This is a genomic window from Cellulomonas flavigena DSM 20109, from assembly GCF_000092865.1.
In the GTDB taxonomy this organism is placed as follows: domain Bacteria; phylum Actinomycetota; class Actinomycetes; order Actinomycetales; family Cellulomonadaceae; genus Cellulomonas; species Cellulomonas flavigena.
Map to the genome: position 1 here is coordinate 4,056,164 of NC_014151.1, position 22,295 is coordinate 4,078,458.

21 protein-coding genes are annotated in these 22,295 nt (G+C 70.1%); 6 read left to right on the plus strand and 15 right to left on the minus strand.

What is annotated here, in order from left to right; all coding sequences use genetic code 11:
- Positions 1-66: 66 nt before the first annotated feature.
- The gene (locus CFLA_RS18455) at positions 67-348 is read left to right on the plus strand and encodes a metal-sensitive transcriptional regulator (protein WP_013118868.1); all 282 of its coding nucleotides are present in this window, start codon (positions 67-69) and stop codon (positions 346-348) included.
- A gap of 264 nt (positions 349-612) precedes the next feature.
- On the opposite strand, the gene CFLA_RS18460 is transcribed toward CFLA_RS18455, so the two are convergent.
- From CFLA_RS18460 to CFLA_RS18475, 4 genes are all read right to left on the minus strand, one after another.
- Complete coding sequence (locus tag CFLA_RS18460; protein ID WP_013118869.1) at positions 613-1,245, minus strand: DUF305 domain-containing protein; 633 nt, start codon at positions 1,243-1,245, stop codon at positions 613-615.
- A gap of 251 nt (positions 1,246-1,496) precedes the next feature.
- Complete coding sequence (locus CFLA_RS18465; RefSeq protein ID WP_013118870.1) at positions 1,497-2,123, minus strand: peroxiredoxin family protein; 627 nt, start codon at positions 2,121-2,123, stop codon at positions 1,497-1,499.
- Positions 2,123-3,073, minus strand: a complete 951-nt coding sequence (locus CFLA_RS18470) for a cytochrome c biogenesis CcdA family protein (RefSeq protein WP_013118871.1) — start codon at positions 3,071-3,073, stop codon at positions 2,123-2,125. Before CFLA_RS18470 ends, CFLA_RS18465 begins: the two co-directional genes overlap by 1 nt.
- A gap of 1 nt (position 3,074) precedes the next feature.
- The gene (locus tag CFLA_RS18475; RefSeq protein WP_013118872.1) at positions 3,075-3,368 is read right to left on the minus strand and encodes a glutaredoxin family protein; all 294 of its coding nucleotides are present in this window, start codon (positions 3,366-3,368) and stop codon (positions 3,075-3,077) included.
- A gap of 129 nt (positions 3,369-3,497) precedes the next feature.
- Here CFLA_RS18475 and CFLA_RS18480 point away from each other — a divergent pair, with 129 nt between their 5' ends.
- On the plus strand, positions 3,498-4,229 hold the full coding sequence (locus CFLA_RS18480; protein ID WP_013118873.1) for a response regulator transcription factor: 732 nt from the start codon (positions 3,498-3,500) through the stop codon (positions 4,227-4,229).
- Between the two features lie 491 nt (positions 4,230-4,720).
- Here the strand turns inward: CFLA_RS18480 and CFLA_RS18485 are convergent, their stop codons facing one another.
- A complete protein-coding gene (locus CFLA_RS18485) occupies positions 4,721-5,506 on the minus strand; it encodes a prolipoprotein diacylglyceryl transferase (protein ID WP_013118874.1) in 786 nt (261 codons plus the stop codon).
- Positions 5,507-5,721: 215 nt separating this feature from the next.
- On the minus strand, positions 5,722-6,135 hold the full coding sequence (locus tag CFLA_RS18490; RefSeq protein ID WP_013118875.1) for a hypothetical protein: 414 nt from the start codon (positions 6,133-6,135) through the stop codon (positions 5,722-5,724).
- A gap of 428 nt (positions 6,136-6,563) precedes the next feature.
- Between CFLA_RS18490 and CFLA_RS18495 the strand changes: the two genes are divergently transcribed.
- The 3 genes from CFLA_RS18495 to CFLA_RS18505 all read left to right on the plus strand — a co-directional run bounded on the left by CFLA_RS18495 (position 6,564) and on the right by CFLA_RS18505 (position 9,268).
- Positions 6,564-7,352 (plus strand): electron transfer flavoprotein subunit beta/FixA family protein, encoded by a 789-nt coding sequence (locus CFLA_RS18495; protein ID WP_013118876.1) that lies wholly within the window; start codon positions 6,564-6,566, stop codon positions 7,350-7,352.
- Between the two features lie 12 nt (positions 7,353-7,364).
- Positions 7,365-8,357: an electron transfer flavoprotein subunit alpha/FixB family protein gene (locus CFLA_RS18500; RefSeq protein WP_013118877.1), complete on the plus strand. Its 993-nt coding sequence runs from the start codon at positions 7,365-7,367 to the stop codon at positions 8,355-8,357.
- Between the two features lie 236 nt (positions 8,358-8,593).
- Positions 8,594-9,268: a thioredoxin-like domain-containing protein gene (locus tag CFLA_RS18505; protein WP_013118878.1), complete on the plus strand. Its 675-nt coding sequence runs from the start codon at positions 8,594-8,596 to the stop codon at positions 9,266-9,268.
- Positions 9,269-9,477: 209 nt separating this feature from the next.
- Here CFLA_RS18505 and CFLA_RS18510 read toward each other — a convergent pair whose 3' ends face one another.
- The 6 genes from CFLA_RS18510 to dnaB all read right to left on the minus strand — a co-directional run bounded on the left by CFLA_RS18510 (position 9,478) and on the right by dnaB (position 19,586).
- Positions 9,478-10,872: an FAD-dependent oxidoreductase gene (locus tag CFLA_RS18510; RefSeq protein ID WP_013118879.1), complete on the minus strand. Its 1,395-nt coding sequence runs from the start codon at positions 10,870-10,872 to the stop codon at positions 9,478-9,480.
- Between the two features lie 57 nt (positions 10,873-10,929).
- Positions 10,930-12,360 (minus strand): 4Fe-4S binding protein, encoded by a 1,431-nt coding sequence (locus CFLA_RS18515; protein ID WP_013118880.1) that lies wholly within the window; start codon positions 12,358-12,360, stop codon positions 10,930-10,932.
- Positions 12,361-12,386: 26 nt separating this feature from the next.
- Positions 12,387-12,950, minus strand: coding sequence for a hypothetical protein (locus CFLA_RS18520; protein WP_013118881.1), 564 nt, complete (start codon positions 12,948-12,950; stop codon positions 12,387-12,389).
- A 215-nt stretch (positions 12,951-13,165) separates the two neighbouring features.
- Positions 13,166-14,320 carry a YVTN family beta-propeller repeat protein gene (locus CFLA_RS18525; protein WP_013118882.1) on the minus strand — a complete coding sequence of 385 codons (1,155 nt, stop codon included), beginning with the start codon at positions 14,318-14,320 and terminating at the stop codon, positions 13,166-13,168.
- Positions 14,321-14,942: 622 nt separating this feature from the next.
- Entirely contained in the window at positions 14,943-15,950 is a 1,008-nt protein-coding gene (locus tag CFLA_RS18535; RefSeq protein ID WP_043599193.1) for an IS481 family transposase, read from the minus strand.
- A 279-nt stretch (positions 15,951-16,229) separates the two neighbouring features.
- Positions 16,230-19,586, minus strand: a complete 3,357-nt coding sequence (gene dnaB, locus CFLA_RS18540) for a replicative DNA helicase (protein WP_013118883.1) — start codon at positions 19,584-19,586, stop codon at positions 16,230-16,232.
- A 366-nt stretch (positions 19,587-19,952) separates the two neighbouring features.
- Between dnaB and CFLA_RS18545 the strand changes: the two genes are divergently transcribed.
- Positions 19,953-21,365, plus strand: coding sequence for an MATE family efflux transporter (locus CFLA_RS18545; RefSeq protein ID WP_013118884.1), 1,413 nt, complete (start codon positions 19,953-19,955; stop codon positions 21,363-21,365).
- A 15-nt stretch (positions 21,366-21,380) separates the two neighbouring features.
- Here CFLA_RS18545 and CFLA_RS18550 read toward each other — a convergent pair whose 3' ends face one another.
- The 3 genes from CFLA_RS18550 to CFLA_RS18560 are packed head-to-tail and all read right to left on the minus strand — an operon-like array spanning position 21,381 to position 22,246.
- Positions 21,381-21,647: a hypothetical protein gene (locus CFLA_RS18550; RefSeq protein WP_013118885.1), complete on the minus strand. Its 267-nt coding sequence runs from the start codon at positions 21,645-21,647 to the stop codon at positions 21,381-21,383.
- A gap of 37 nt (positions 21,648-21,684) precedes the next feature.
- Positions 21,685-21,984, minus strand: a complete 300-nt coding sequence (locus tag CFLA_RS18555) for a hypothetical protein (protein WP_013118886.1) — start codon at positions 21,982-21,984, stop codon at positions 21,685-21,687.
- On the minus strand, positions 21,977-22,246 hold the full coding sequence (locus CFLA_RS18560) for a hypothetical protein (RefSeq protein ID WP_013118887.1): 270 nt from the start codon (positions 22,244-22,246) through the stop codon (positions 21,977-21,979). The genes CFLA_RS18555 and CFLA_RS18560 overlap by 8 nt, the downstream gene beginning before the upstream one ends.
- Positions 22,247-22,295 lie beyond the last annotated feature (49 nt).

Genomic DNA, 22,295 nt, shown 5'->3' on the forward strand with positions numbered 1-22,295 from the left:
CGTCCACGTCCGTGCCCGATCGGGAAGCGGGGTTGGAAGCACACGGGAGATCGAGGGGGGCGAACGATGACACGGCACGGCACTTCGAAAGACCAGCAGCTCGCACGCCTGCGCCGGGTGGAAGGTCAGGTCCGGGGCATCGCGCGAATGGTCGAGGAGGACACGTACTGCATCGACGTCCTGACCCAGGTCTCGGCGGCCAGTCGGGCGCTGCAGGCGGTGGCGCTCGGGCTGCTCGACGACCACCTGGCGCACTGCGTCGTGGAAGCCGCCCGGGCGGGAGGTCCGGAGCAGCTGGCGAAGCTGCGTGAGGCCAACGAGGCCATCGCGCGCCTTGTCCGCAGCTGAATACGATCGGCTCTGAGCACGGATCGGTCCCGGCACGGATCGGTCAATCCCTCCGGTGCTCTCGGGTGGCTCGTCCGTCCGCGTGGCATGCCGGCGACCAGGGGTCATTGTTCATGCCCGGGTGTGGCGCACCGGTGCAACGTGCGCCCCGAGTCCCAGCGACGTCAGCAGAAGAGGCTGGGACGAGGCCGGACACACGACGGACGCATCCCTCGGACTCGCCCCGTCAGTGACGGGCGGTCCGAGGGATGCGTCCGCTGCTCGTCAGAGCTGCGCCAGGAGGGTCTCCATGGTGCTGATCTCGGCGGTCTGGTCGTCGACGATCTTCTGAGCGAGCTCCAGCGCGTCAGGGTTGTCCCCGTCCGCCTGCTCGGTCTCGGCCATCTCGATGGCGCCCCGGTGGTGGTCGATCATGAGCTCGAGGAACCGCGTGTCGAACTCGGTGCCGGACAACGAGCTGAGCTCGGACATGACGTCTTCGTGGTTCATGCCCTCCATGTCCATGCCGCCATGGTCCATCCCGTCCATGCCGTCCATCCCGTCGGCGACAGGCTCCTCGCCCCACGACTCGAGCCATCCGGCCATCAGCTCGATCTCCGGACCCTGCGCTGCCGCGATGCGCTCACCGAGATCCTGGACCTCCGGCGTCGCGGCCTTCCCCGCCGCGAGCTGCGCCATCTCGATCGCGCCGTCGTGGTGCACGATCATCATCTGCGCGAACGTCGTGTCGGAGTCGTTGTGCGTGGACTCGCCGGCCGACGCCTCGGCGTTGGCCACCGTCTTCTGACCTGTGGGGCTCGGGTCTGCACCGTTCCCGGTCGAGCAGGCCGCGATGCTGAGAGTCAGTGCGGCGGCCGCAACGGTGGCGACGATCTGGCGTCGTGCGCGGTTCTTCATGGGTCTCCTGGTGGATGGGTGGTGCGGTAGCCCGGTGTGGGGTGAGACCTAGGCTGCGTGTGTGCTCGTGCAGCAGGCTCCCGGAGCTTCCTGCACGGCCTTCGACGCACCGCCGCAGCAGCCGTCGGTCGTGGTGTCAGCGGTAGGCGAGGTCGTCGTGACGTCGGCAGGTGTCGTGTCCTTGCAGCAGGTCATGGTGAAGCTCCGTTTCCGGTAGGGGTGATGCGTGTCGGTGAAGGGGGTTCGCAGCGTCAGAGTCGGCTCGTGACCTCCTTCAGCAGGTCGGCGGGGTCGAGCCACATGGACGGGTAGTCCCCGAACCAGGTCTGTGTGCCATCGGGGTCGATGAGGACGAAGCCGTGGCCCGGCAAGCCCTCGTGCATCCCTGTCCCCAGGACGCCGTAGGCCTCGGAGACGGTTCCGTCGTCGAGGAGGAAGGGTGCCTCCACGCCGAGGCGCAGGCGGTCGGCGTTGATCTGCTCGGCGGTGTTCATCACGATCGGCAGGACGGTGATGCCGGCCTCCGCGAACCCGGGGTGCTGCTCGATCTTCTGCATCTGGACGAGGCACGAGTCGCAGCCTGCGCCCTCGTTGAAGTAGAGCACCACGGGGGAACCCGCGAAGTCCGACAGGGAGACCGTGGTGCCGTCCGAGACCGGGAGCGTGAAGCCAGGGGCGGTGCGTTCCGTGCTCGACTCGACCGGCCGGGCGCTGAGGAGAGCCGCCACCACCACGCCGAGGATCGCGAGGAGCGAGATGCCCCAGATGGTCCAGCTGCGGACCTGACGTCGGCGTGCGCCGGCTTGCTGCTGCCGGATCTCCTGCAGCGCGAGCTGACGATCGTGCTGCAGGCGCCGTGTGGCGCTGGCGGAGGTCATCAGTGGGTCCTCTCCTCAGTCGGTGCGGTGTGGCAGGTGGGTGCGTCCGGCAGCGTGTCCGCCGTCGCGAGCGGGTCCGGCGTCGCTGTGCGTCGGCGCTCGGAGAGCGTCGCCCAGACGAACACCGCGGCCACGGCGAGGAGCCCGAGCCCTAGGAGCGGTTCGGGGACTGGGGACAGCCACTGCTGGACGTTCCCGAAGACGTCGGTCAGGACGCGGCTCGCGGAGTCCTGGACGGCGGAGCCACCGGTCATCTCGGTGCTTCCTGCCAGGCCGATGACGAAGCCACCCATCACGGCGAAGCCGACCGCCACCGCAATGTTGACGGTGTTCGTGACGAGCGTTCGCCCGGCGACGCGGATGCGCACCAGCTTGGCGCGCAGGAGCTTCTTCTCCCGCAGGCGGGCCTTGTCCCAGACCAGTGCCATCACGAAGAGCGGGAAGACCATCCCGAAGACGTACGCGAGGCCCAGGAGCAGTCCACCGCCGGGTGATCCGGAAAGGACCGAGAGCGTCATCACCCCGGCGAGCACGGGTGCGCAACAGCTCGACGCGATGCCGGAGAACACCCCGAGCGCGAAGAAGCTCGCCGTGTCGCCGGCGGTGGTGTCCGGTGCGCGGAGGAACGACGGCAGCGACCACATCCGCCCGGACAGTGCGAGCCCGGCCAGTGCGAGCATCAGCACGCCGCCGGCGTAGTACAGCGGCGCGTGGTACTGAGCGATCGCGCCGGCGATCAGACCCATGCCGAGCGTGATGGGCACCAGGACCAGTGCCAGCCCGGCGGCGAACACGAACGTGAGCGGCAGCAGGCGCCAGCGGCTGTTCTTGATGGCCCCCGCCAGGTAGCTCGGTGCGAGGAACACGATGCAGCACGGGGCGAACAGGGCGACGCCTCCGGCGAGGAACGCCGCCAGGATGCTCCCGGTGGTCAGCAGCTCGGAACCCATCTCACACCGCCCCAGTAGTCGTCGCACCGGTGCGGGCCTGCAACGCCCGGGCGAGCTTCTTGCGCGGCAGCCGGCCGGAGCTGAAGAACGCGCCGTCCAGCAGGACGAGCGGGCTCATCGCCGGGCGGTGCAGCGCCACGAGCGTCCTTCCCTCCGCCGAGTCGATGTCCACGGGGCGCACCTCGATGCGGTGCTCGACGGCGAGCTCGCCAAGGGCCTCCTCAGCGTCGAGGCAGAAGTGGCAGGCAGGGGCGTGCACGACGGTGACGACTGGCGGGACGATCTCGGGACGCACGGTGATCTCCTGACGTGTCCTGAACTGGCACCCTGAGCCTCGCTGTGCATTCCTGCAGGGTCGGTCGCTTTTCCGTCAACGTTCCATGAATGTCCTGGCGGTGTGCTGTGACGACACCACAATGGGTGCGTGAGCACCCTGTCGAGGCCCAGCGCCTCCACGCGACGTGCCGTCGTCGTCGACGATGAGCAAGCCCTCGCACTCCTCGTCGCCGGGTACCTCGAGCGAGACGGGTTCGAGGTGCAGTTGTGCTTCGACGGTGCACAGGCGGTGGAGCTGATCCGCCAGGTGGATCCGGACGTCGTCGTGCTGGACCTGGGGCTCCCCGGGCTCGACGGCATCGAGGTTTGCCGCGGGCTGCGCACGTTCTCCGACTGCTACGTGCTCATGCTGACCGCCAGGGCCGAGGGGGTCGACACGCTCATCGGCCTCTCCGTGGGGGCAGATGACTACATGACCAAGCCGCTCAGCCCGCGTGAGCTCATGGCCCGGATCGAGGTGCTGCTCCGGCGGCCACGGCGAGCCGAGGTCACCACCCGACCCTCGGCCCCAGAGACGGTCATCAGCATCGGCGAGCTGACCCTCGATCCGGTCGGACGAGAGGTCACGGTCGACGGTCAGCTGGCCCCGCTCACCCGGACCGAGTTCGACGTGCTGTCCGCGCTGGCATCCCGCCCCGAGATGGTCTTCACCCGTCGGGCACTGATCGACATCGTGTGGGGTCCTGCATGGGTCGGCGACGAGCACCTCGTGGACGTGCACGTCCTGCACGTCCGCCAGAAGCTCGGTGACAACGCTGAGCGGCAACGCTTCGTCCGCACCGTGCGCGGCGTCGGGTATCGCCTGGGTGCGGGCGAGTGAACGCCACGGGCGCTTCTCCTGCCCTCCTGCCTATGACGTGATCTCGTCGGTGCCGAGGCCCGCGCGTCCTAGGGCGCCCGCGACCCGCGGGAACCCTCACCGAGGTTGCTGATCAGACGTCTATCGGTGTCCGCGTCGAGGTCGCCGGCGAGGAACCGTGCGTCGAGGCGGCCCTGTCGTCCTGAGCGACTCCGGGAAAGAGTCGAGTCACCGCCCACACGGACACGCCGAGAACGGCGACAACGCACGCGATCATGACCCAACCTGCGACTCCGCCGCTGGCGTATCACGCGCCCATGTCTGCTCCCAAGCCCGGGCACCAGGTGGTGCCGTGACCAGCATGGCCGCGCAGCATCAACTCCCGATCGACTCGGCATGAAGCCTCGATGAAGCGCACAGACAAGGCAGAAAGCCGGCCGGTCGCCAGGGGAGATGGCGACCGGCCGACGGCTGGTGGGGTCGAGCAGGCACGTCAGGGCCCGTACCGGGCGTCACGGCTCCCGTGGGACAAGACCCGCTCCGACAGGATCCGGCGTGGGCGTGATCGGCGCCAGGGTGGTTCGGGAGCGGACGACCAGGACGATCCCGACCGCGACACTCAGCAAGGACCACAGCTGAGGTTGCGTGAGACCGGCGACGACGGCGTCGTTGGTGCGCAGCTCCTCCACGAGCAGACGGGCCACACCGGACAGCGCCAGGTAGGCACCGAAGACCGTCTGTCCTGTCGCGTGTCTACCCAGTGCCCACAGTCCCCACGCGATGAGCACGGCAGCGATCGCCTCGTAGGCCGGTGTGGGGTGGACGGGGACGTCAGTGGGTACCGCCCCGTCCGGGAACGTCATCGCCCACGGCAGGCTCGAGGGCTCCCCGTACGTGCCGTCACCCGAGAGCAGGCACCCGAGGCGCCCCACGCCGTACGCGAGCGTCAAGGGAACTGCCGTCGCGCCGGCGACGACTTCGAGCGGGAGACGGTGGCGCCGGATCACGACGAGCGCCGCTGCGACACCTCCGAGCAACCCGCCGTACCACGTGAACCCCATCCCACCGAAGTCGTGCAGGCTCACCGTCGGAAGCTGCTCGAACAGGTAGTACACCTTCGCGCCGATGAACCCCCAGAACGTGGCGGACATCACGAGATCGTAAGCCGATTCGCGTTTCAGGCCCCGAGCTGTGAATGCACGTCCAAGCAGGTACGCGGCGAGCAGCGCAGCCAGCACCTTGCTCACGCCATAGGTCTGGACTTCCACGCCGAGCACGGTGAAGAGGACGGGCTGCATTGCGAGACTGCTCCTCGAGTGATCCGGAAGGAGAGTGCACTCCTCCGCCCGTGTCCGGGCAGGTACACAGCATCTCGTCCGGCCGTCAAGGTCTCCCGGATCTTCCCGGAAGGTTCGATCAAGAGACGACCAGGGCGGCAGGTGTCGTGTTTCAGCGCCGAACAGTCAGCGTGCACGAGGCACCTGGGACAGCGCGGATTCCGCAGGAGTCCTGCTCAGCCCAGCGCCGTTTCGTGGTGGTTCGCGTGCTCCGTCGGGGAGACGTCCGGCGCCGGCGTGTCAGTTCCGGACAGGCGAGGACCGATGACGAAGGTCGACAGCGCGAACATCCCGGTGAACACGAGCAGCGCGACCGCTGGCGCCCACCAACTCGAGAAGTGCCTGCGCAACCGGATCAGGAAGGGAACTGACAACGCCAGGCCGAGTGCTCCGAACAGGATCGTCCCACCCGCTCCCGCAACCAGTGCCGTGCCCACCAGCGGCCCCACGTGGTGCAGGACGTGCGGCGCCGCACCAAAGACCGCGCCGAGGGCGCCGTTCAGAGCCGTCCACAGGGTGCGTGCGCCGGACCGGCGCCCCGTTGCGACGGGTTCGGGTGCGATGACCAGCTCTTTCGTGGCGGAATCCATGCGCCCAGGATCCGCGGGGCGAGCAGCAATCCCCATGGAGGAACGGTCAACGCTCGATGAAGTTCCCGGTCGGGTCCACTAGAAGCACGTGCGGTACGTGCCGCCGGGACCATCGGGACCATCGCGCCTCAGAGCGACGATCCCACGCGTGGCATCCGCGTCGAGTGCGGGCATCACACCGGTGGACGCAACGGTGAGCCTCACCGTCGGAGCATGGCTGTGCCCGTGAGCCTGCGCATAGGACCTTCGGCGCAGCGTGCGACGCGTCAAGGAATGCCCTGATGAAGGTTTCCTGAAGTTGCCGTCAAGAATGAGCCCACAGGCCTCTGACGGTCCGGGGTGGGCTTACTTTCATCTCGCTCGAGCATGCGCCCGAGAAGCGAGCTCTACTCGCCTGGCGCGGCTCCCTCCGACATGAGGAGTCGATGATGAGGATCGTGGTGTGCGTCAAGCACGTACCTGACGTCCAGGCAGACCGGCAGTTCGGTGCGGACGGCCACGTCGACCGGACGCAGGACGACGGCACGCTCAACGAGCTCGACGAGTACGCCCTCGAGGCGGCGCTGGTGGTCGCCGAGGAGGTTGGCGGACAGGTCGTCGTCCTGACGATGGGCCCGCCCGCGGCGGAGGGCGCGGTACGGCGGGGGCTGCAGATCGGCGCCACCCAGGGTGTGCACGTGGTCGACGACGCGCTTGCCGGCTCCGACGCGTTCGCGACCGCGCACGTGCTGGCCGCAGCGATCCGCAAGATCGGTCAGGACGCTCCGGTAGACCTGGTCGTCACCGGGATGGCGTCCCTCGACAGCCTGACGTCCGTTGTGCCGACTCTGCTGGCCGCCGAGCTCCACATCGCCGAGCTCACGCTGGCTGCCAAGGTCACGGTCGCACACGGCCTGGTGCGCATCGAACGGGAGCTGGACGATGCGCGTGAGGTGCTCGAGGCACCGCTGCCCGCCGTCGTCAGCGTCACCGATCGCGCGAACGAACCGCGTTACCCGAGCTTCAAGGGCATCGCAGCAGCTCGAAGGACGCCAGTGACCCACTGGACGATCGCAGATCTGGCCATCGAGCCCAGTCGGGTCGGTTCGGCTGCGGCCAGGACCCGCGTGGTCGACGCGGTCGCACGCCCGAAGCGGGAGAACCGGGTACTCATCACGGACTCCGGGGACGCCGGGATACGCCTGGCCGCCTACCTCGTCGACAACAACCTCGCCTGAAGGAGCACCGGTATGGCACTGAACGATCGGACCCACGCAGGTCCTGTCCTGGTCCTCGTCGACCACCGGGACGGGGTCGTCGCCGGCCCCACCCTCGAGCTTCTCACCGTCGCGCGATCCCTCGGGCGTGTGCACGCCCTGTGGCGCGGCGCTGCTCCAGACGGGCGCGCGATCCGCTCGCTCGGGGAGTACGGCGCCGAGGTCGTCCACCACATCGCGGCCGTGGACCCCGACGCGGAACTGTCGGCGGTCCTCGCCCACGACCTGGTGGACGTCGCGGAGAGCGGCGCGGTGAGCACGGTCCTGCTGTCCTCGACGGCCCAGCACAAGGAGGCCGCGGCGCGAGCGGCATTCGTCCTGGGAAGCGGCCTCGTCGTCGATGCGGTCGGCGTGCGACACGAACAGGACGCAAGGGTCGAGGCCACGGTGCACGCGTTTGCTGCGACGTGGGCCGTGCGTATCGACGTGGGTCACCCACGAGCCGTGATCACGCTCCGGCCCGGTGCCGTCGCCCCCGACGCCGTCCAGGAGGCTCTCTTCCCCGAGGTTCGCCCGCGCCGGCCCGAGAACTCCGTCGACCTGCGCGGGGTGCGCGTCCTCGAACGCATCGCGCACCCCTCCTCGTACGGTCCCGACCTGGCGAGCGCGCGCGTTGTCGTGGCTGGAGGACGCGGGACCGATGGTGACTTCAGCGCGCTGCGTGAGCTCGCCGTGGCTCTCGGCGGTGCGGTCGGCTCGACGCGTGTCGCAACGGACGAGGGGTGGATCGGGACCGAGACGCAGATCGGCCAGACCGGGGTGGCGGTAGCACCCGCCCTCTACATCGGGGCCGGAATCTCCGGAGCGGTCCACCACCGCAGCGGCATGCAGTCGGCTGGCACCATCGTCGCGATCAACACCGATCCGGAGGCACCGATCTTCGAGCTCGCCGACTTCGGGGTAGTGGGGGATCTCTTCACGGTGCTGCCCCAGCTCACCGCCGAGCTGCGACGGCTGCGGACGTGATCGGTGGCGGCGCCACCCGTCATCGGTCCCGCGCTCTTCATCGGACCTTGACGCGAAGTTGATCGTTCTTCGAGATGCGCCGGGCAGTCTCGGATCGCGTACTGATTCCCACGCGCGCACGCCACGGCAGCCTCGTCTCCGGCAGCGGGACGTTCGTGGGCGTGAGCGCTGATCCGCGTGCTGCCCCCCGACGGCGCCGCGCCCGTGGACGTCGTCGTCGGACGAAGGAGGAAGCAGTGAGCGCAGCAAGCAAGCGCACGAGCACGCGCGAGGACCGGGCGGCTCGTCTCGCCCTCATCCAGGCCGAGCAACGTGCCGCGGAGCGACGTCGGACGCGTCGCTGGGTCGTCGTCAGCTCCATCGTGGTCCTGGCTGTCGCGGCGCCGACGACGTTCGTCATCGCCGGTGAGGCACGTCGTGATGCCGAGGTCGCGGACGTGGCCGCCCGCCCCATCGCGGGCGAGCAGCAGGTAGACGTGGCGGAATCGGGACACGTGCCCGGCGAGGTCGACTACCAGAGCGAGACGCCGGCGGACGATGACCGCGGCGTCCTCCCGCCGATCGGCGGCGACCACGACCAGATCCCGCAGAACTGCGGGTACTACACCGAGCCGGTGCGCGACGAGAACGCGGTGCACTCCCTCGAGCACGGAGCCGTATGGGTCACCTACCGCGACGACGTCAGCGCCACCGACAGGGATCGCCTGCGGGACCTGGCGGAGAAGAACCCGTACCTTCTCGTCACGCCGTACACCGATCTCGCGGCTCCGGTCGTTGCCACCGCCTGGGGGGTGCAGCTCGAGGTCGACTCCGCGCTGGACGACCGGCTCGAGCCGTTCCTGGTGCGCTACCTGGAGAGCGAGGATGCGCCGGAGCCTGGAGCGCCTTGCTCGGGGGGCGTCGGCGTCTGACCGACCTGCACGGTGGGAGTCGCGCGTGCCACCGTCGGCACGCGCGGCTCTGGCCGCCGCGGTCCTGAGAAGGGCTCGGGACGAACTCCTGGTCCTGGTCCTCCTGCCCAGCTGATCACCCGAGCGCTGGAGGCGCACTGCGTCTCGCTCGGGATGCTCGGAGCGGTGTCGGCCCGAGCCCGTGCGCTTCCCTCATACCGAGCAAACGCTCACGCCTGCCCTCGGCTCGCGGCGATCATCTCCTCCCGGGAGACGACCTTGATGCGCTCCCGGCCCTGAGTCGCCCCGAGCGACTGCTCGTAGGCGTCGAGGAGCCGCCAGCCGGACCACTCCACGTAGCCGATGCCGCGCGCGACGAGCAGCTCCGTGACGGCCCGCGGCTCGGGCTGTGCGGCTCGCTGCAAGCGGTCGACGTCCGAGACGAGGTGCTTGATCGTCTCGGACGCGTCCGACTTGGTGTGGCCGATGAGCCCGACAGGTCCACGTTTGATCCACCCGGTGGCGTAGACGCCGGGGACGAGCTCGCCGTCGCCGTCGACCACGCGGCCCTCGCGGTTGGGGATGACACCCGCGACATCATCGAACGGGATGTCGATGAGCGGGGACCCGAAGTATCCGATCGCGCGGTACACGCCCTGGACGGGCCAGTCGTGCATCTGCCCGGTACCGGTGACGTTGCCGTCGCCTGTGAGCGCGGTGCGCTCGGTGCGCAGCCCCACGGCCTTGCCGTCCTGACCGAGCACCTCGACGGGCTTGTGCAAGAAGTGCAGGTGGAGCCGGCGGCTCGCGGTCAGCTCGTCGGGGTCCTTGAGCGTCCAGTCCGTGAGGGTCTTGACGACCTGCTTCGTCTGGTTCGACGAGTGGATCGCCGCATAGGAAGCGTCATCGAACTCGAAGTCCTCGGGGTAGACGATGACGTCGACGTCCGGGACGTGGCCGAGCTCGCGCAGCTCGAGCGGGGAGAACTTGACCTGCGCGGGGCCGCGCCGGGCGAAGACGTGCACGTCAGTGACGGGTGATGCCTTGAGCTGGTCGTAGACGTTCGCTGGGATCTCAGTCGGCAGCAGGTCGTCCGCGTGCTTGGCCAGGATGCGCGCGACGTCGAGCGCCACATTCCCGGCACCGAGCACCGCGACGTGCTGGGCTTCGAGCGGCCACGTGCGCGGCACGTCGGGGTGCCCGTCGTACCAGGACACGAAGTCGGCGGCACCGTAGGACCCGTCGAGGTCGATGCCCGGGATCGGCAGCGCGGCGTCACGGATCGAGCCGGTCGAGAAGATCACGGCGTCGTAGAACGTCCGCAGGTCCTCGAGCTTGAGGTCGGTGCCGTAGTCGACGTTCGCGAGCAGGCGGATGTCGCCGCGCTCGAGGATCTTGTGCAGCGCGACGATGATCTGCTTGATGCGCGGGTGGTCGGGCGCCACGCCATATCGCACGAGACCGAACGGCGCGGGCAGTCGCTCGAACAGGTCGATGGACACCTCGATACCGGCCTTCGACAGGATGTCGGCTGCGTAGATGCCGGCCGGTCCGGCTCCGACGATGGCGACGCGGAGTGCTGTCGTCGGGTGTGGTCGTGCGGTCTGCTCGGGTGTGGCGGGCATGGGTCTGTCTCCAGGGGAACGTGGTGAAGTGGCGGATCGGGTAGCGGTACCGACCGCTCACATGCGGTGGGCCATGGGCAGCAGGAACATCCACACGTTGATCGCGCCGAGGAGCGCGATGATCGCGACGTACGGGGTGAGGGTCGCGCGCCGGCGCTCGGCGGTGCGGTAGCGGCGGTGGGCGATGCGCTTGGCGGTGTAGATCGACCCGGCGATGCCCAGGGCGAGCAGCGCGAACTGCAGCACCTGGATCGTCCCGGTGCCGACCAGGGCGGGGTCGCCGCTGACGCCCGCACCGAAGACGTTCGCCACGGTGTAGTAGACCGAGCCGCCCTCGGCGAGCAGGTGGAACAGGTTGTGCGCCAGGTGCCCGGCGACGTCGAGCGGGATGAGCGCGTACCCGAACCGCGTGAAGTTGAGCTTGGTGTCCTCGAGGTTGCGTCCGGCGGCGACGCGGGAGGCGACGGCCAGCAGCGCGACGGGCACCGACACGGCGACGACGAACGCGACCGTGAAGATCACCGGGTAGCTGGTGATGCCGGTGGTGGCCTCGATCCAGGCGAGGACGTCGGTCCAGACCTCGAGCATGGTGATGTTCTGGATCAGGACGATGCCCATGATCGCCATGGCGAGCATCGACTGCTCGATCTTGGGCTTGGTGATGAACCACAGCTCGGAGGTGGGCTTGCGCAGGCGGATCTGGATCGCGTCGTTGGGGCAGGACTTGACGCAGTTGGCGCACAGGTTGCAGTTGGCGCTGTCCTCCATCGTCCGGGGGAACGTGAAGAGCGGGCAACCGGCGACCTTGTCGTTGCCGTTGTAGCAGACGGCCTTGGACTTGCAGGTCTTGCAGATGGCGCTGTCGGCGCGCAGCTCGACCATCCCGACCCGGGCGTAGTTGCCGGCGAGCCCGCCGAGGAAGCACAGGTAGCGGCAGAACGTGCGCCGCTGGAACAGCGCCCCCGACGCGATGACCGCGGTCGTGAGCAGGAGCAGGAGGATCCCGGAGCCCCACGGGGACTCCACGACGCCCCACACGTGGTCCGCCCACGTGATGAGGAGGAACGACGCGTCGATGATCCAGATGCCGTAGTTCTTCAGGAAGTTCGGCACCGGGCGGTTGACCCCGACGAGCTTCTGCACCGCGTCGGACAACGCCCCGAACGGGCAGACCGCGCACCAGAACCTGCCGAGCAGCACGAAGACGATGGGGATGACCGGCCACCACAGCACCCACATCAGCGCGGTGCCGGCGTTGTCGTGGGCGCGGTCCGGCCCGGCGAGCAGCTGGTACGCCACGAGCCCGAAGACCGCCGCGATCGGGATCTGGAAGATCTTCGGGTACCAGCCGGAGCGCAGCGACCGGGCGACCCACGGGATCGTCATGAGGTTGCGGCCCACCGGCGGTGGGGTCAGGTCCGGGCCCGGGTTGACGTCGGGATCCACCGGTTCGGCGGCAGGCGGCGGGGTGAGCGTCGGGGTTGTCATGGCGGGTTCCTGGGGTTCGGGGGCGGTCAGGCCGGGAAGGGGGTGGCGCCCGCGCGGGGCCGGTGACGAGGACGTGCACGGTCGCGGCGGCGCAGGACGGCCGCGGCGACGAGCACCGCGCTGTTGACACCCGCGAACGTGGACAGGGCCGCGGCCAGCGGGCGGGGAGCGGAAGCCGTGCCCTCGTCGGCGTGGCCCCCGTCGCCGTGCTCCCCAGTTGTCGAGTCGTGCTCTGCTCCCACGCCGCCGGTGTCCCGGGGCGCCGTGTCTTCGGAGCCGGTGCCGGCGTCGTGCCCCTCGTCGTGCGTCGAGTCCTCGCCGGCGCCGGAGTGATCCATGCCTTCCATCGGAGCCATGCCCTCCATGTCCTGGATCGGTGCCGTCTGTTCCAGCGCAGGCCCGTCGCCTTGCTGGTCCGTGTCCGTGCCGGCGTCCGCCGGGGCAGGGTCGTGCTCTGTGGTGTCGTGGTCGGTCGTGTCCTGTTGTACGACGGCGGCAGACTCAGGCGCTGCCATGGCGGAAGTCGTCACGCCGAGCAGCGGAACGGCGAGAGCGACGGCCACCGGCAGCCGAACGAGAGCGGGATGCATGAGAGCTCCTCACGAAGGTTTCTGCCTGGACTGTCGTCTCGTACCGGCGCCCGCACATGGGACCTGTAGGTCCCCGAAAGCAACGTCCATCAAAACTTCATCGAGGCTGCGACCGACCGAGTGCTGAGCCCGCGGACGCGGGTCGAGGCATGTGGCACTGACGACGCCCCCCGACAGGAAGGGGTCCGTCGAGCGACCAGTGCGCTGGCATGTGCTCAGCCGTGGTCGTCGTCGCCGTGTGCGTCGGAGTGGCCGCTGCCCTCCGACCCGGTGGAGTAGTCCGGGATCGTGAGGGCGGGGGCGGCCTTCGGGCGCGCGCCCGTGCGTGGCGTGAAGGAGATCCCGTTGGGGAGGTCACCGACCGGGATCGTGGCTGCGACTGTGTTCGTGGCGAGGTCCAGCACAGAGACGGTGCCGTCGTAGAGGTTGGTCACCCACGCGACCTCCCCGGAGGGGTCGACGACCACGCCGTGCGGGCCCGATCCGGTCGTGATGGTCGCCCGGACATCCATCGTGGCGACGTCGATGATCGTCACGGTGTCACCGGGTGCATCTGCGGTGCCCTGGTCGGCGGACAGCAGGCTGGTCCCGTCCGGGGTCAGGTACAGCTGCACCGGCGGGGACGGCACCTCCACCGTCGCGACGACCGCCTGCGCTGTCAGGTCGACCTTCGCGACTGTGCTGGTCCCGGCCAGGCTCACGTACGCGGTGCGGGCGTCGTCCGACACGGCGACCTGGACCGGCGACTCACCGACCGGAATGGTCGCGATGCGCGTGAGGGTTGCGGGGTCGACCACGTCGATGGTGCCGGCACTCGTGCCGGCGACCACCAGGACAGCGCCGTCGCCGCTGGGACGCTGGCCGTGCGGACCTGCACTGAGGTCGAGGGTGCCGGTCGGGGCGAGGGTGGCGGCGTCGTAGCGGTCGAGGGAGTCCTCACCGGAGTTCGTCACGAATACCGCCGACCCGTCGGGCGTCAGCACCACGTGTGCGGGGCTGCTGCCGGTGGCCGCGGTCCCGCGCAGCTCGTACGTCTCCGCGTCGAGAGCGACGAGGGCCTGGTTGAGGCCACTGACCGCCCAGACGGTGCCCCCGTCCGGACTGGTCTGCACGTTGTGCGGACTGGGAATCCCCGTCACCTCGGTCAGCACCTGGCCGCTGGCAGCGTCGATCGCGATCAACGTCCCATCGCCCTCATTGGCCACCCACACCGTGCCAGTCACCCCAGTGGTCGCCGGCGTCTTGGTTGCAGACGTGGTGGCGACGGTGTCCGCGGCTGGGGGCTCTGCGTCGGAGCCGCATGCGGCGAGAAGCAGGGTGCTCGCGGCGGCGATGGTGAAGAGGATCGGGCGACGGGTCGGGGTCCACATGGGCAGGCTCCTGGGCGCTCAGGGGGAGGTCTCGCCCCTAACAGTGCGGCGCGAGCCCCGCACCTCGGCTGGCCATCCCATGAAGATCCTGTTGACCTTCTATCCGACTCACCGAGATGCGCAGGTCCAGCTCAGGCGTGTCCCCCGTATCCGTGACCGAGTGATGCGCGCGGCCAGGACGACCGCTGCGCAGTAGGTGATGGCGCGCTTGTCGTAGCGGGTCGCGATAACGCGCCACTTCATCACAAATGCATGTCGCATACTGACCGGGATAGATGGCCGGGTCGCTGGTGGCGATAAGCCGCCTGAGCCGAATCCGATCGGTGACTACAATGCCCCGAAACCCGTGCGAATTGCGCTCGAAGTCACTGAGGCGACGATCACCCTCCGCGGCCGCAGGTCCCGTGAGAGCCGAGTGCTCACGTTGATCGGCCATCGCAAGCAGCCGTTCGCCCCGTAGCAGCGCCTCTTCGGCCTCGACCTCTGCTCGGAAGCCAGACTCCGAGGTGCCGGCGTACCCCTCGAATATCGCGACAGCGGGATGCCGATACCCGATTGCACCTGCAATCGCGCCCCCCGGTCGCGCACGCGCCATCGCCCGGTTGTGACCACGGCCCACGACCTAGATGTTCTGGCTCATGACGTTGGTGACGCCCGCGCGCAGGCGTGAGGCCGGGGGTCGGTCGCCGACGGCGGTGTGAGCGCGATGGTAGTTGTAGTGGACGTTCCAGATCTTGATCGCAGCGGCGCGTTCAGCCTCGCAGGTCCAGATCCGGGCGTAGAGCAGCTCCTCGGCCAGGATCCGGTTGTAGCGCTCGACCTTGCCGTTGTGCCGCGGCGTGTGCGGGCGGATGCGCTGGTGCCGGGAGGCGACCGCGACCACGGTGCGGGTGAACGCGGTCGCCTTGTAGTTCGCGCCGTTGTCCGTCACGACGCGGACGATCCGACCGATGCCGTGGGCGGCGAAGAACGCCCTGGCGCGGTGGAAGAACCCGATCGTGGTGGCGGCCTTCTCGTCGGGCAGGTGCTCGGTGTAGGCCAGCCGGGAGTACCCGTCGATCGCGGAGTGCAGGTAGACGTAGCCCGCCCGAGCGCCGGAGGTCTTGGCGCGCTGCGCGGCCTTGTCCTGCGTGGATCCGCGCCCGTGGGCGCGCCACCCGCCGCCGTCGGGGATCCGGCCGACCTTCTTCACGTCCAGGTGGACCATGTGCCCGGGGTAGCGGGCGATGATCCGCCCGGTGCTGCGGTTGGTGGACCCGTCGGGGTCGATGTCCCGGCGCCGGTTGATCCCGAGCCGGACCAGCCACCGCGAGATCGTCGCAAGCGAGACGCGGTGGCCGGTGCGGGTCAGCTCGAGGTGGATCTGACGGGCGGTCCACTTGTGCTCCCGCCGCAGACGTTCGATCTGCTCGACCACGTCCGCCGGCAGCTGCGTGGGGCTGGCGTGCGGGGCGCTGGAACGGTCCAGCAGCCCGACCTCGCCGAGCTGCTCGTAGCGGGCCTTCCACTTGCTCAGGCACTGCCTGGAGATCCCGGCCTCGGCTGCGACGTGCGCGATCGGACGGGACTGACAGCGCTGGACCAGGCGAAGACGGCCAGCAGGGGTCAACGGGGCGTTAGCGTGGGGCATCGAGGGGTAGGTCTCTCTCGGCGCGGATGTGTTGGTCGCACTTCCCATCCTGCCGCCGGCGGGCCTACCCCTCGCTCACACCCCGCGCGGTGTCACCAACCTCATGAGACGCAACATCTAGCAGTGGGATCGCGGATTCACCTCTCGCAACTCGATGGCTCAGAGCAGGTCACCCGCGCTAGTTGCCGTCCTCGATATCAGCGGCGCGCTCATACCACAGACTCTGTGCAGTCTCGCGAGCCGTCTGTGCAGCTTGTCGGCTCGGTCGACAGACCTGGCCTACATCTGCATGTCGACAAATCGTGAGTAGTGCCCCTGGAACGCCACGGTGATCGTGTCGGTGGGACCGTTACGGTGCTTCGCCACGATCAGGTCGGCCTCACCGGCTCGCGGCGACTCCTTCTCGTACGCGTCCTCACGGTGCAGCAGGATCACCATGTCGGCGTCCTGCTCGATGCTGTTGTGGACGGCGATGCCGTTGGCGATGAAGTTGTGGGTGCCGACCACGGTCGCGTCGTACACCGCCTGCTCACCCAGTGGCTCGATCGCCACGACCTCGTCCCACAGCAGGTCGTTGACCGCGTCCACGTCGAGATCTGCGCGGTCGAGTACGTCGACCACCTGCGCCAGAGGGGTCCGGCCGTCACCGAGGGTTCGGGTGGCCGCGGCCGTCAACACCGTGCGTACGTCGTCCCACAGGCGGACGGGCTCTGCGGCGGTCTCGAGGTCCCGCGTCCGGACCCGCGCCAGCAGCTCGTCGGCCGCGTGCGCGTGCCGTCCGTCGATGCCGATCTCCTGCAGGAGGCGCCGGAGGTCGTCCTTCTCCACGACGTCGAGCCGCGGACCCTGAGCAGAGATGCGCAGCCGCGTCGAGATGCCGAACCGCAGCAGCAGCCGGCTCACCCCCTCGAGGACGCGGCGGTCGTCGGCGTGCAGGCTCACGCGGCCGGTGGTACCGCCGAGGACCACGGCCCCGTTGGCGGTCAGCAGTGTCCTCAAGAACAGGGCGATCTGCGGCTTGGGCAGGTGGAACACCGACGCCGGCAGCCGCTCCCCCAGCTCGCCCCACACCTCGTCGTCCCACGCGGCTGCGCCAGGCGCGGTCCGGCCCGCGATCATGCGCGCGAGCATCGTGACGTCGCGGTCGGACCAGTCGGCCGTCATCTCCGGCCCAGGCACGTGCCGCGGCACCCCGACGCGCGACCCGACCTCCAGCTCCCCCAACGGCGTCCACCCCTCGTACCTCAGGAACGGGTGGTTGGCGGTCGCTGTCACCTCCTTGCCCGACGCGAGCCGCAACCGGTACACCGGCTTCACGCCCGTCGGGAAGACGTGCGTCAGGTGCCGCCGCACGTACTGCAGGCGGTCGTCGAGCGCCCAGATCGGCACGTCCTTGTGGCCGAGCGCGTACATCTCCCCCAGCGTCGTCTCAGCCCCGGTGTCAGCGCGGAGCACGCGGGTGTCCTCAGTCAGGCAGCCCGACTCACGCAGGTCGCTCATCGCCGGCCGCTTGTCCGTGCGCTGCTCCGGCCCACGGTTCAGCTGCGAGATCGCGATGACCGGCACCTCGAGCTCCTTGGCGAGCAGCTTGAGCGCACGCGAGAACTCCGAGACCTCCTGCTGGCGGGACTCGACCCGCTTGCCCGACGTCATGAGCTGGAGGTAGTCGATGACGACGAGCTTGAGGTCGTGCCTCTGCTTGAGGCGCCGGCACTTGGCACGGATCTCCATGAGCGACATGTTCGGCGAGTCGTCGATGAACAGCGGCGCCTCGCTGATGCGGCCCATCGTGGCGGCGACCTTGGCCCAGTCGTCCTCGCCCATCGCACCGGTGCGCAGCTTCTGCAGGTGCACGCGCGCCTCGGCGGAGAGCAGGCGCATGACGATCTCGTTGCGGCTCATCTCGAGGGAGAACACCACGGCCGCCATGTTGTGCTTGATGGCGGAGGACCTGACGATGTCGATGCCGACAGTGGAGTTGTGCGTCGGGATCATCGCCTCGCCGGCAAGGTACAGGTGCGACTGGTGCGAGATCTCCACGCACCGGACCGGCACCGACTCGATCGGCTCGACCGACACCACATAGCGCTGGTGCAGCCGCGGCGTCGAGCGACGGCGGCGCTCCTTGTGGACGAGCTTCTTGCGCTCGAGCGCGAACACGTCGTCGTCCGTCGTGAACGTGATCGTGAAGCAGGTCGGCGACGCGGCGGAACGGCCGCGGGCGTTCCTCTCCGACCAACCGGTGCGGTAACCCAGCGAGTGCACGAGCTCCCGCACGTCCCGCGCCAGACGCTCGTGCGTCACGGCGAACTGCACCGACCCCGTGGGGTTCACCGTCCCGTCCGTGTCGAGCAGACCGGCGAGCAGCTCGCGCCGCTGCGCCTCACCGGCACGCAGGTAGTCCGCGGGGATGTGCAGTTCGGCACCGAGACCGAGCGTCGCGAGCGACGACGTCAGCACATCCGCGTCGTACCCCCGCCCCTCGATCCGCATCGCGATCTCGGGGTCGGCGCTCGTGAAGCGCGCCGCGGCGGACTGCCCGTCGCCCAGCCACACACCTAGCAGGTACGGGTCCACCAGCAGCTCGCGCTCCGGCAGGGACAGCGGCGCGGTGGTCGCGACCGAGTGGTTGACGCGCGCGTCGGCCGTCGCGCACCGCACCGTCGCGGCGAGCTCCTCCGTGGTGCGCACCGACGCGTCGGCGCCGACCCGCCGCTCGGCACGCGTGCGCGTGGCCCACTGGTGCTGCGCGTCGGCGACGATCGTGGACCCGTCGTCGAACGTCACGCGGTAGCAGGGCCGGTCCGTCATGACGTCGGTCGCGGCGACGACGCGGGTAATCGTCCCGTCGTCGGCGATCAGCTGGTCGCCGACCTGGACCTCGCCCATCGTCGTCCAGCCGGTGGGCGTGGGCAGCGGCGTGTCGAGCGCGAGGGCCTTCCCGATGGCCGGCCGCGCGGCGATGACGATCATCTGCCCCGGGTGCAGCCCGTTGGTGAGCCGGTCGAGGTCCGAGAACCCCGTGGGCACACCGATCATGCCCTCGCCGCGGTGGCCGGCGGCCTCGATCTCGTCGACCGTCCCGCCGATGACCTCGGACAGCGGCAGGTAGTCCTCGGACGCGCGGCGCTCGGTGACGGCGTAGACCTCGGCCTGCGCGTTGTTGACGAGCTCGTCGACGTCGCCGCCGTCGGTGGCGTAGCCGAGCTGGACGATGCGCGTGCCGGCCTCGACGAGCTTGCGCAGGATGGAGCGCTCGCGCACGATCCGCGCGTAGAACCCGGCGTTCGCGGCGGTGGGGACGGACGCGATGAGGGTGTGCAGGTAGGCGGCGCCACCGACGCGGCCCATCTCGCCGCGCTTGGTGAGCTCGTCGGCGACGGTGATCGCGTCGGCGGGCTCGCCGCGGCCGTACAGGTCGAGGATCGCGTCGTAGATCGCCTCGTGCGCAGGGCGGTAGAAGTCGGTGCCCTTGATCTGCTCGATGACGTCGGCGATGGCGTCCTTGCTGATCATCATGCCGCCGAGCACCGAGCGCTCGGCGTCGAGGTCCTGCGGCGGGGTGCGGTCGAACCCGCCGCCGCTGCTGTGCCCGCTGTCCGGCGGCGCGCCGTACTCGAGGTCCTCGATGGTCACCTGTCACCCACTCCAGCTCGTCCCCCACCCGCAGAACACGTGTTCTACCGGGACCCTCCGACAGTCGACCTCGCACGCCTCGCCGTCGGGCGCTGACGCCCACGCCGAACCTGTCCTCGCGAGGCTAGGCGCCACCGCGCCCGGACCCAAACGGGTGTGTGCACAGAGCGGTGGAGGACCTGTGGACAAGCCCTGTCCGCTTGTGTGCACAGGCTGGGGACGCACCTGTGGACGGAGCGGGTGAGAGCCCCCAGCACCCCGTCTCACCGGCGCATACGCTGTGCACGTGCTGTGGAACGAGAAACCTTCGGGAGACGTTCACCTGGTGGACGCCTGAACCGCCCGCCGGACACCCCCGAGACCCCTGTGCCGGGGAGGGACAGCACCCCTGGGCCGACCGGGGGACGCACGACCGACCGCACCCTCGACCCCGGTCCCGACTCCCCACCGCCCTCGGCACCCCGCGCCGCCGGCATCGACCGCCAGATCCTCACGCTCGCGGTCCCCGCGCTCGGGGCCCTCGTCGCCGAGCCGCTGCTCGTCCTCGTGGACTCCGCGATGGTCGGCCACCTGGGCACCGACGCCCTCGCCGGGCTGGCCCTCGCCTCGACCGTCCTCGTCACCGTCGTCGGCCTGTGCGTCTTCCTCGCCTACGCCACCACTGCGGCCGTGGCGCGACGCATCGGTGCAGGTGACAGGGCCGGTGCGCTGCAGACGGGCGTCGACGGCATGTGGCTCGGCCTCGCCCTCGGCGTCGTCCTGGCGGCCGCCGCGTGGCTCGCCGCACCCTGGCTGATCAGCGCCCTGGGGGCCGACGGCACGGTCGCCTCGCAGGCCGTCACCTACCTGCGCTGGTCCACCCCCGGGCTGCCCGGGATGCTCCTCGTGCTCGCCGCGACGGGCGCCCTGCGCGGCCTCCTCGACACCCGCACGCCCCTCGTCGTCGCGGCCTCCGGCGCCGTTGCCAACGCCGTGCTCAACGCCGTCCTCATCTACGGCGCGGGCCTGGGGATCGCGGGCTCCGGTCTGGGGACGGCGCTCGCCCAGCTCGGCATGGCCGCGTGGCTCGTCGTCGTCGTGGCGCGCGGTGCCCGGGCCGCCGGGGCACGCCTCACGCCCGCCGCGGGGGGCATCCGGGCCAACGCCCGCGCCGGTCTGCCCCTGCTCGTCCGCACCGCCACGCTGCGCCTCGCGATCCTCCTCACGGTGTGGACAGCCACCGGCCTCGGCCCGTCCGCGCTCGCCGGGCACCAGGTCGTCAACGCCGTCTGGGGTCTGACCGCCTTCGCGCTCGACGCCCTCGCGATCGCCGCGCAGGCGCTCGTCGGGCAGTCGCTCGGCGCGCGCGATGTCGCCCGCACGCGCGCCGTGCTGCGCCGCACGCTGCAGTGGGGCGTCGCCGCCGGGGTGGTCCTCGGTCTCGTCGTCGGGGGCCTCGCGCCGCTGTACGTGCGCGTGTTCTCCCCCGACGCCGACGTGCAGCGCGCCGCCGTGCTCGGTCTCGTCGTCGCCGCGGTGGCGCTGCCGCTGGCCGGCTGGGTGTTCGTCCTCGACGGTGTCCTCATCGGCGCCGGCGACGGGCCGTTCCTCGCGTGGGCAGGGGTCGCGACGCTCGTCGCCTACGTGCCCGCGGCCCTCGCCGTGCACACCTGGGCGCCGACGGGTCCGACCGGGCTCGTCTGGCTGTGGGTCGCGTTCGCGGTCGTGTTCATGACGGCCCGCGCGCTCACGACGGGCCTGCGTGCCCGCGGGACGCGGTGGATGGTCGTCGGAGGCTGACGCCCCACGCGCGTGTCAGTCCCGGTCGACGGGCCCGCTCGTCCCGCCACCGTCCGACGGCGGCTCCGCGCCCTTCCGGGACGACGCGTTCGACGCTCCCGCCAGCGCGATGAACACGGCTCCCACGCCCATGAACGCGACCCCGCCACCGTCGTCGCCCGTCATCTGCGTGATACCGAGGATGAGGAAGACGAAGCCGATCGCCAGGAACGCGCCCTGGGACGCCGTGGACGTCCTCCGCTCCTGCGACGCATCGTCGGTCCCGTTCTCGTCCGCGCTCATGTCGCTCCCGTGCTCGCCCCGGTGTCGTCTCCCGACCCTACGGTCGCAGGTCGCCGTTCCGACTGCTCGCCGCGCTCTCATGTGGCGCGCGCGTCCGTCGCCGCCAGCGCACGAGGCGCCATCCCACGACGACGAGCGATGCGCCCGCCAGCCCGAACGCTGCCGTGCCGCGGCTCGGTGCGTCCCACCAGAACAGCTGGGCGCAGGCCCACGCCGCCAGCGCCAGAGCTGCCAGCAGGGACCACCCCGCCTCGGTGAGCTCGTCCCGCGGGTCGGCGTCCTCGACAGGTGGGGCGTCGTCGACGCCTGACGTGTCGTCGACCGGGCTCTCAGTCACGCGCGAGCCCCCCGGGTCCACCGTCCGCACCGCCGCCGCCGTCGTGCTGAGCGGGCGCCTCACGACGCGCGCTCCGGCGCGCGAGGAGCAGGAACACGACGGCGGGGGCGGCGATCCCCGACTGTTCGGGGTTCCCCGCCACCATGCCGACGACCCCGCCGACGATCAGCAGCCCCGCCACGATCAGGAACAACGTGGCCCGGCCCCGCCGCTCGGGAGCCGGCGACCTCCCGGGCGTGCGCGGGTCGCGATCCGTGCTCATCCGGTCACTCCCGACGTCGTCATGCGGGCGACGATAGCGACGTGCACGG

Coding starts and splice junctions, on each gene's coding strand:
- CFLA_RS18455 (WP_013118868.1), top strand. CDS start 67: ATGACACGGCACGGCACTTCGAAAGACCAGCAGCTCGCACGCCTGCGC.
- CFLA_RS18460 (WP_013118869.1), bottom strand. CDS start 1,245: ATGAAGAACCGCGCACGACGCCAGATCGTCGCCACCGTTGCGGCCGCC.
- CFLA_RS18465 (WP_013118870.1), bottom strand. CDS start 2,123: ATGACCTCCGCCAGCGCCACACGGCGCCTGCAGCACGATCGTCAGCTC.
- CFLA_RS18470 (WP_013118871.1), bottom strand. CDS start 3,073: ATGGGTTCCGAGCTGCTGACCACCGGGAGCATCCTGGCGGCGTTCCTC.
- CFLA_RS18485 (WP_013118874.1), bottom strand. CDS start 5,506: ATGCAGCCCGTCCTCTTCACCGTGCTCGGCGTGGAAGTCCAGACCTAT.
- CFLA_RS18490 (WP_013118875.1), bottom strand. CDS start 6,135: ATGGATTCCGCCACGAAAGAGCTGGTCATCGCACCCGAACCCGTCGCA.
- CFLA_RS18495 (WP_013118876.1), top strand. CDS start 6,564: ATGAGGATCGTGGTGTGCGTCAAGCACGTACCTGACGTCCAGGCAGAC.
- CFLA_RS18500 (WP_013118877.1), top strand. CDS start 7,365: ATGGCACTGAACGATCGGACCCACGCAGGTCCTGTCCTGGTCCTCGTC.
- CFLA_RS18510 (WP_013118879.1), bottom strand. CDS start 10,872: ATGCCCGCCACACCCGAGCAGACCGCACGACCACACCCGACGACAGCA.
- CFLA_RS18515 (WP_013118880.1), bottom strand. CDS start 12,360: ATGACAACCCCGACGCTCACCCCGCCGCCTGCCGCCGAACCGGTGGAT.
- CFLA_RS18520 (WP_013118881.1), bottom strand. CDS start 12,950: ATGCATCCCGCTCTCGTTCGGCTGCCGGTGGCCGTCGCTCTCGCCGTT.
- CFLA_RS18525 (WP_013118882.1), bottom strand. CDS start 14,320: ATGTGGACCCCGACCCGTCGCCCGATCCTCTTCACCATCGCCGCCGCG.
- CFLA_RS18535 (WP_043599193.1), bottom strand. CDS start 15,950: ATGCCCCACGCTAACGCCCCGTTGACCCCTGCTGGCCGTCTTCGCCTG.
- CFLA_RS18550 (WP_013118885.1), bottom strand. CDS start 21,647: ATGAGCGCGGACGAGAACGGGACCGACGATGCGTCGCAGGAGCGGAGG.
- CFLA_RS18560 (WP_013118887.1), bottom strand. CDS start 22,246: ATGAGCACGGATCGCGACCCGCGCACGCCCGGGAGGTCGCCGGCTCCC.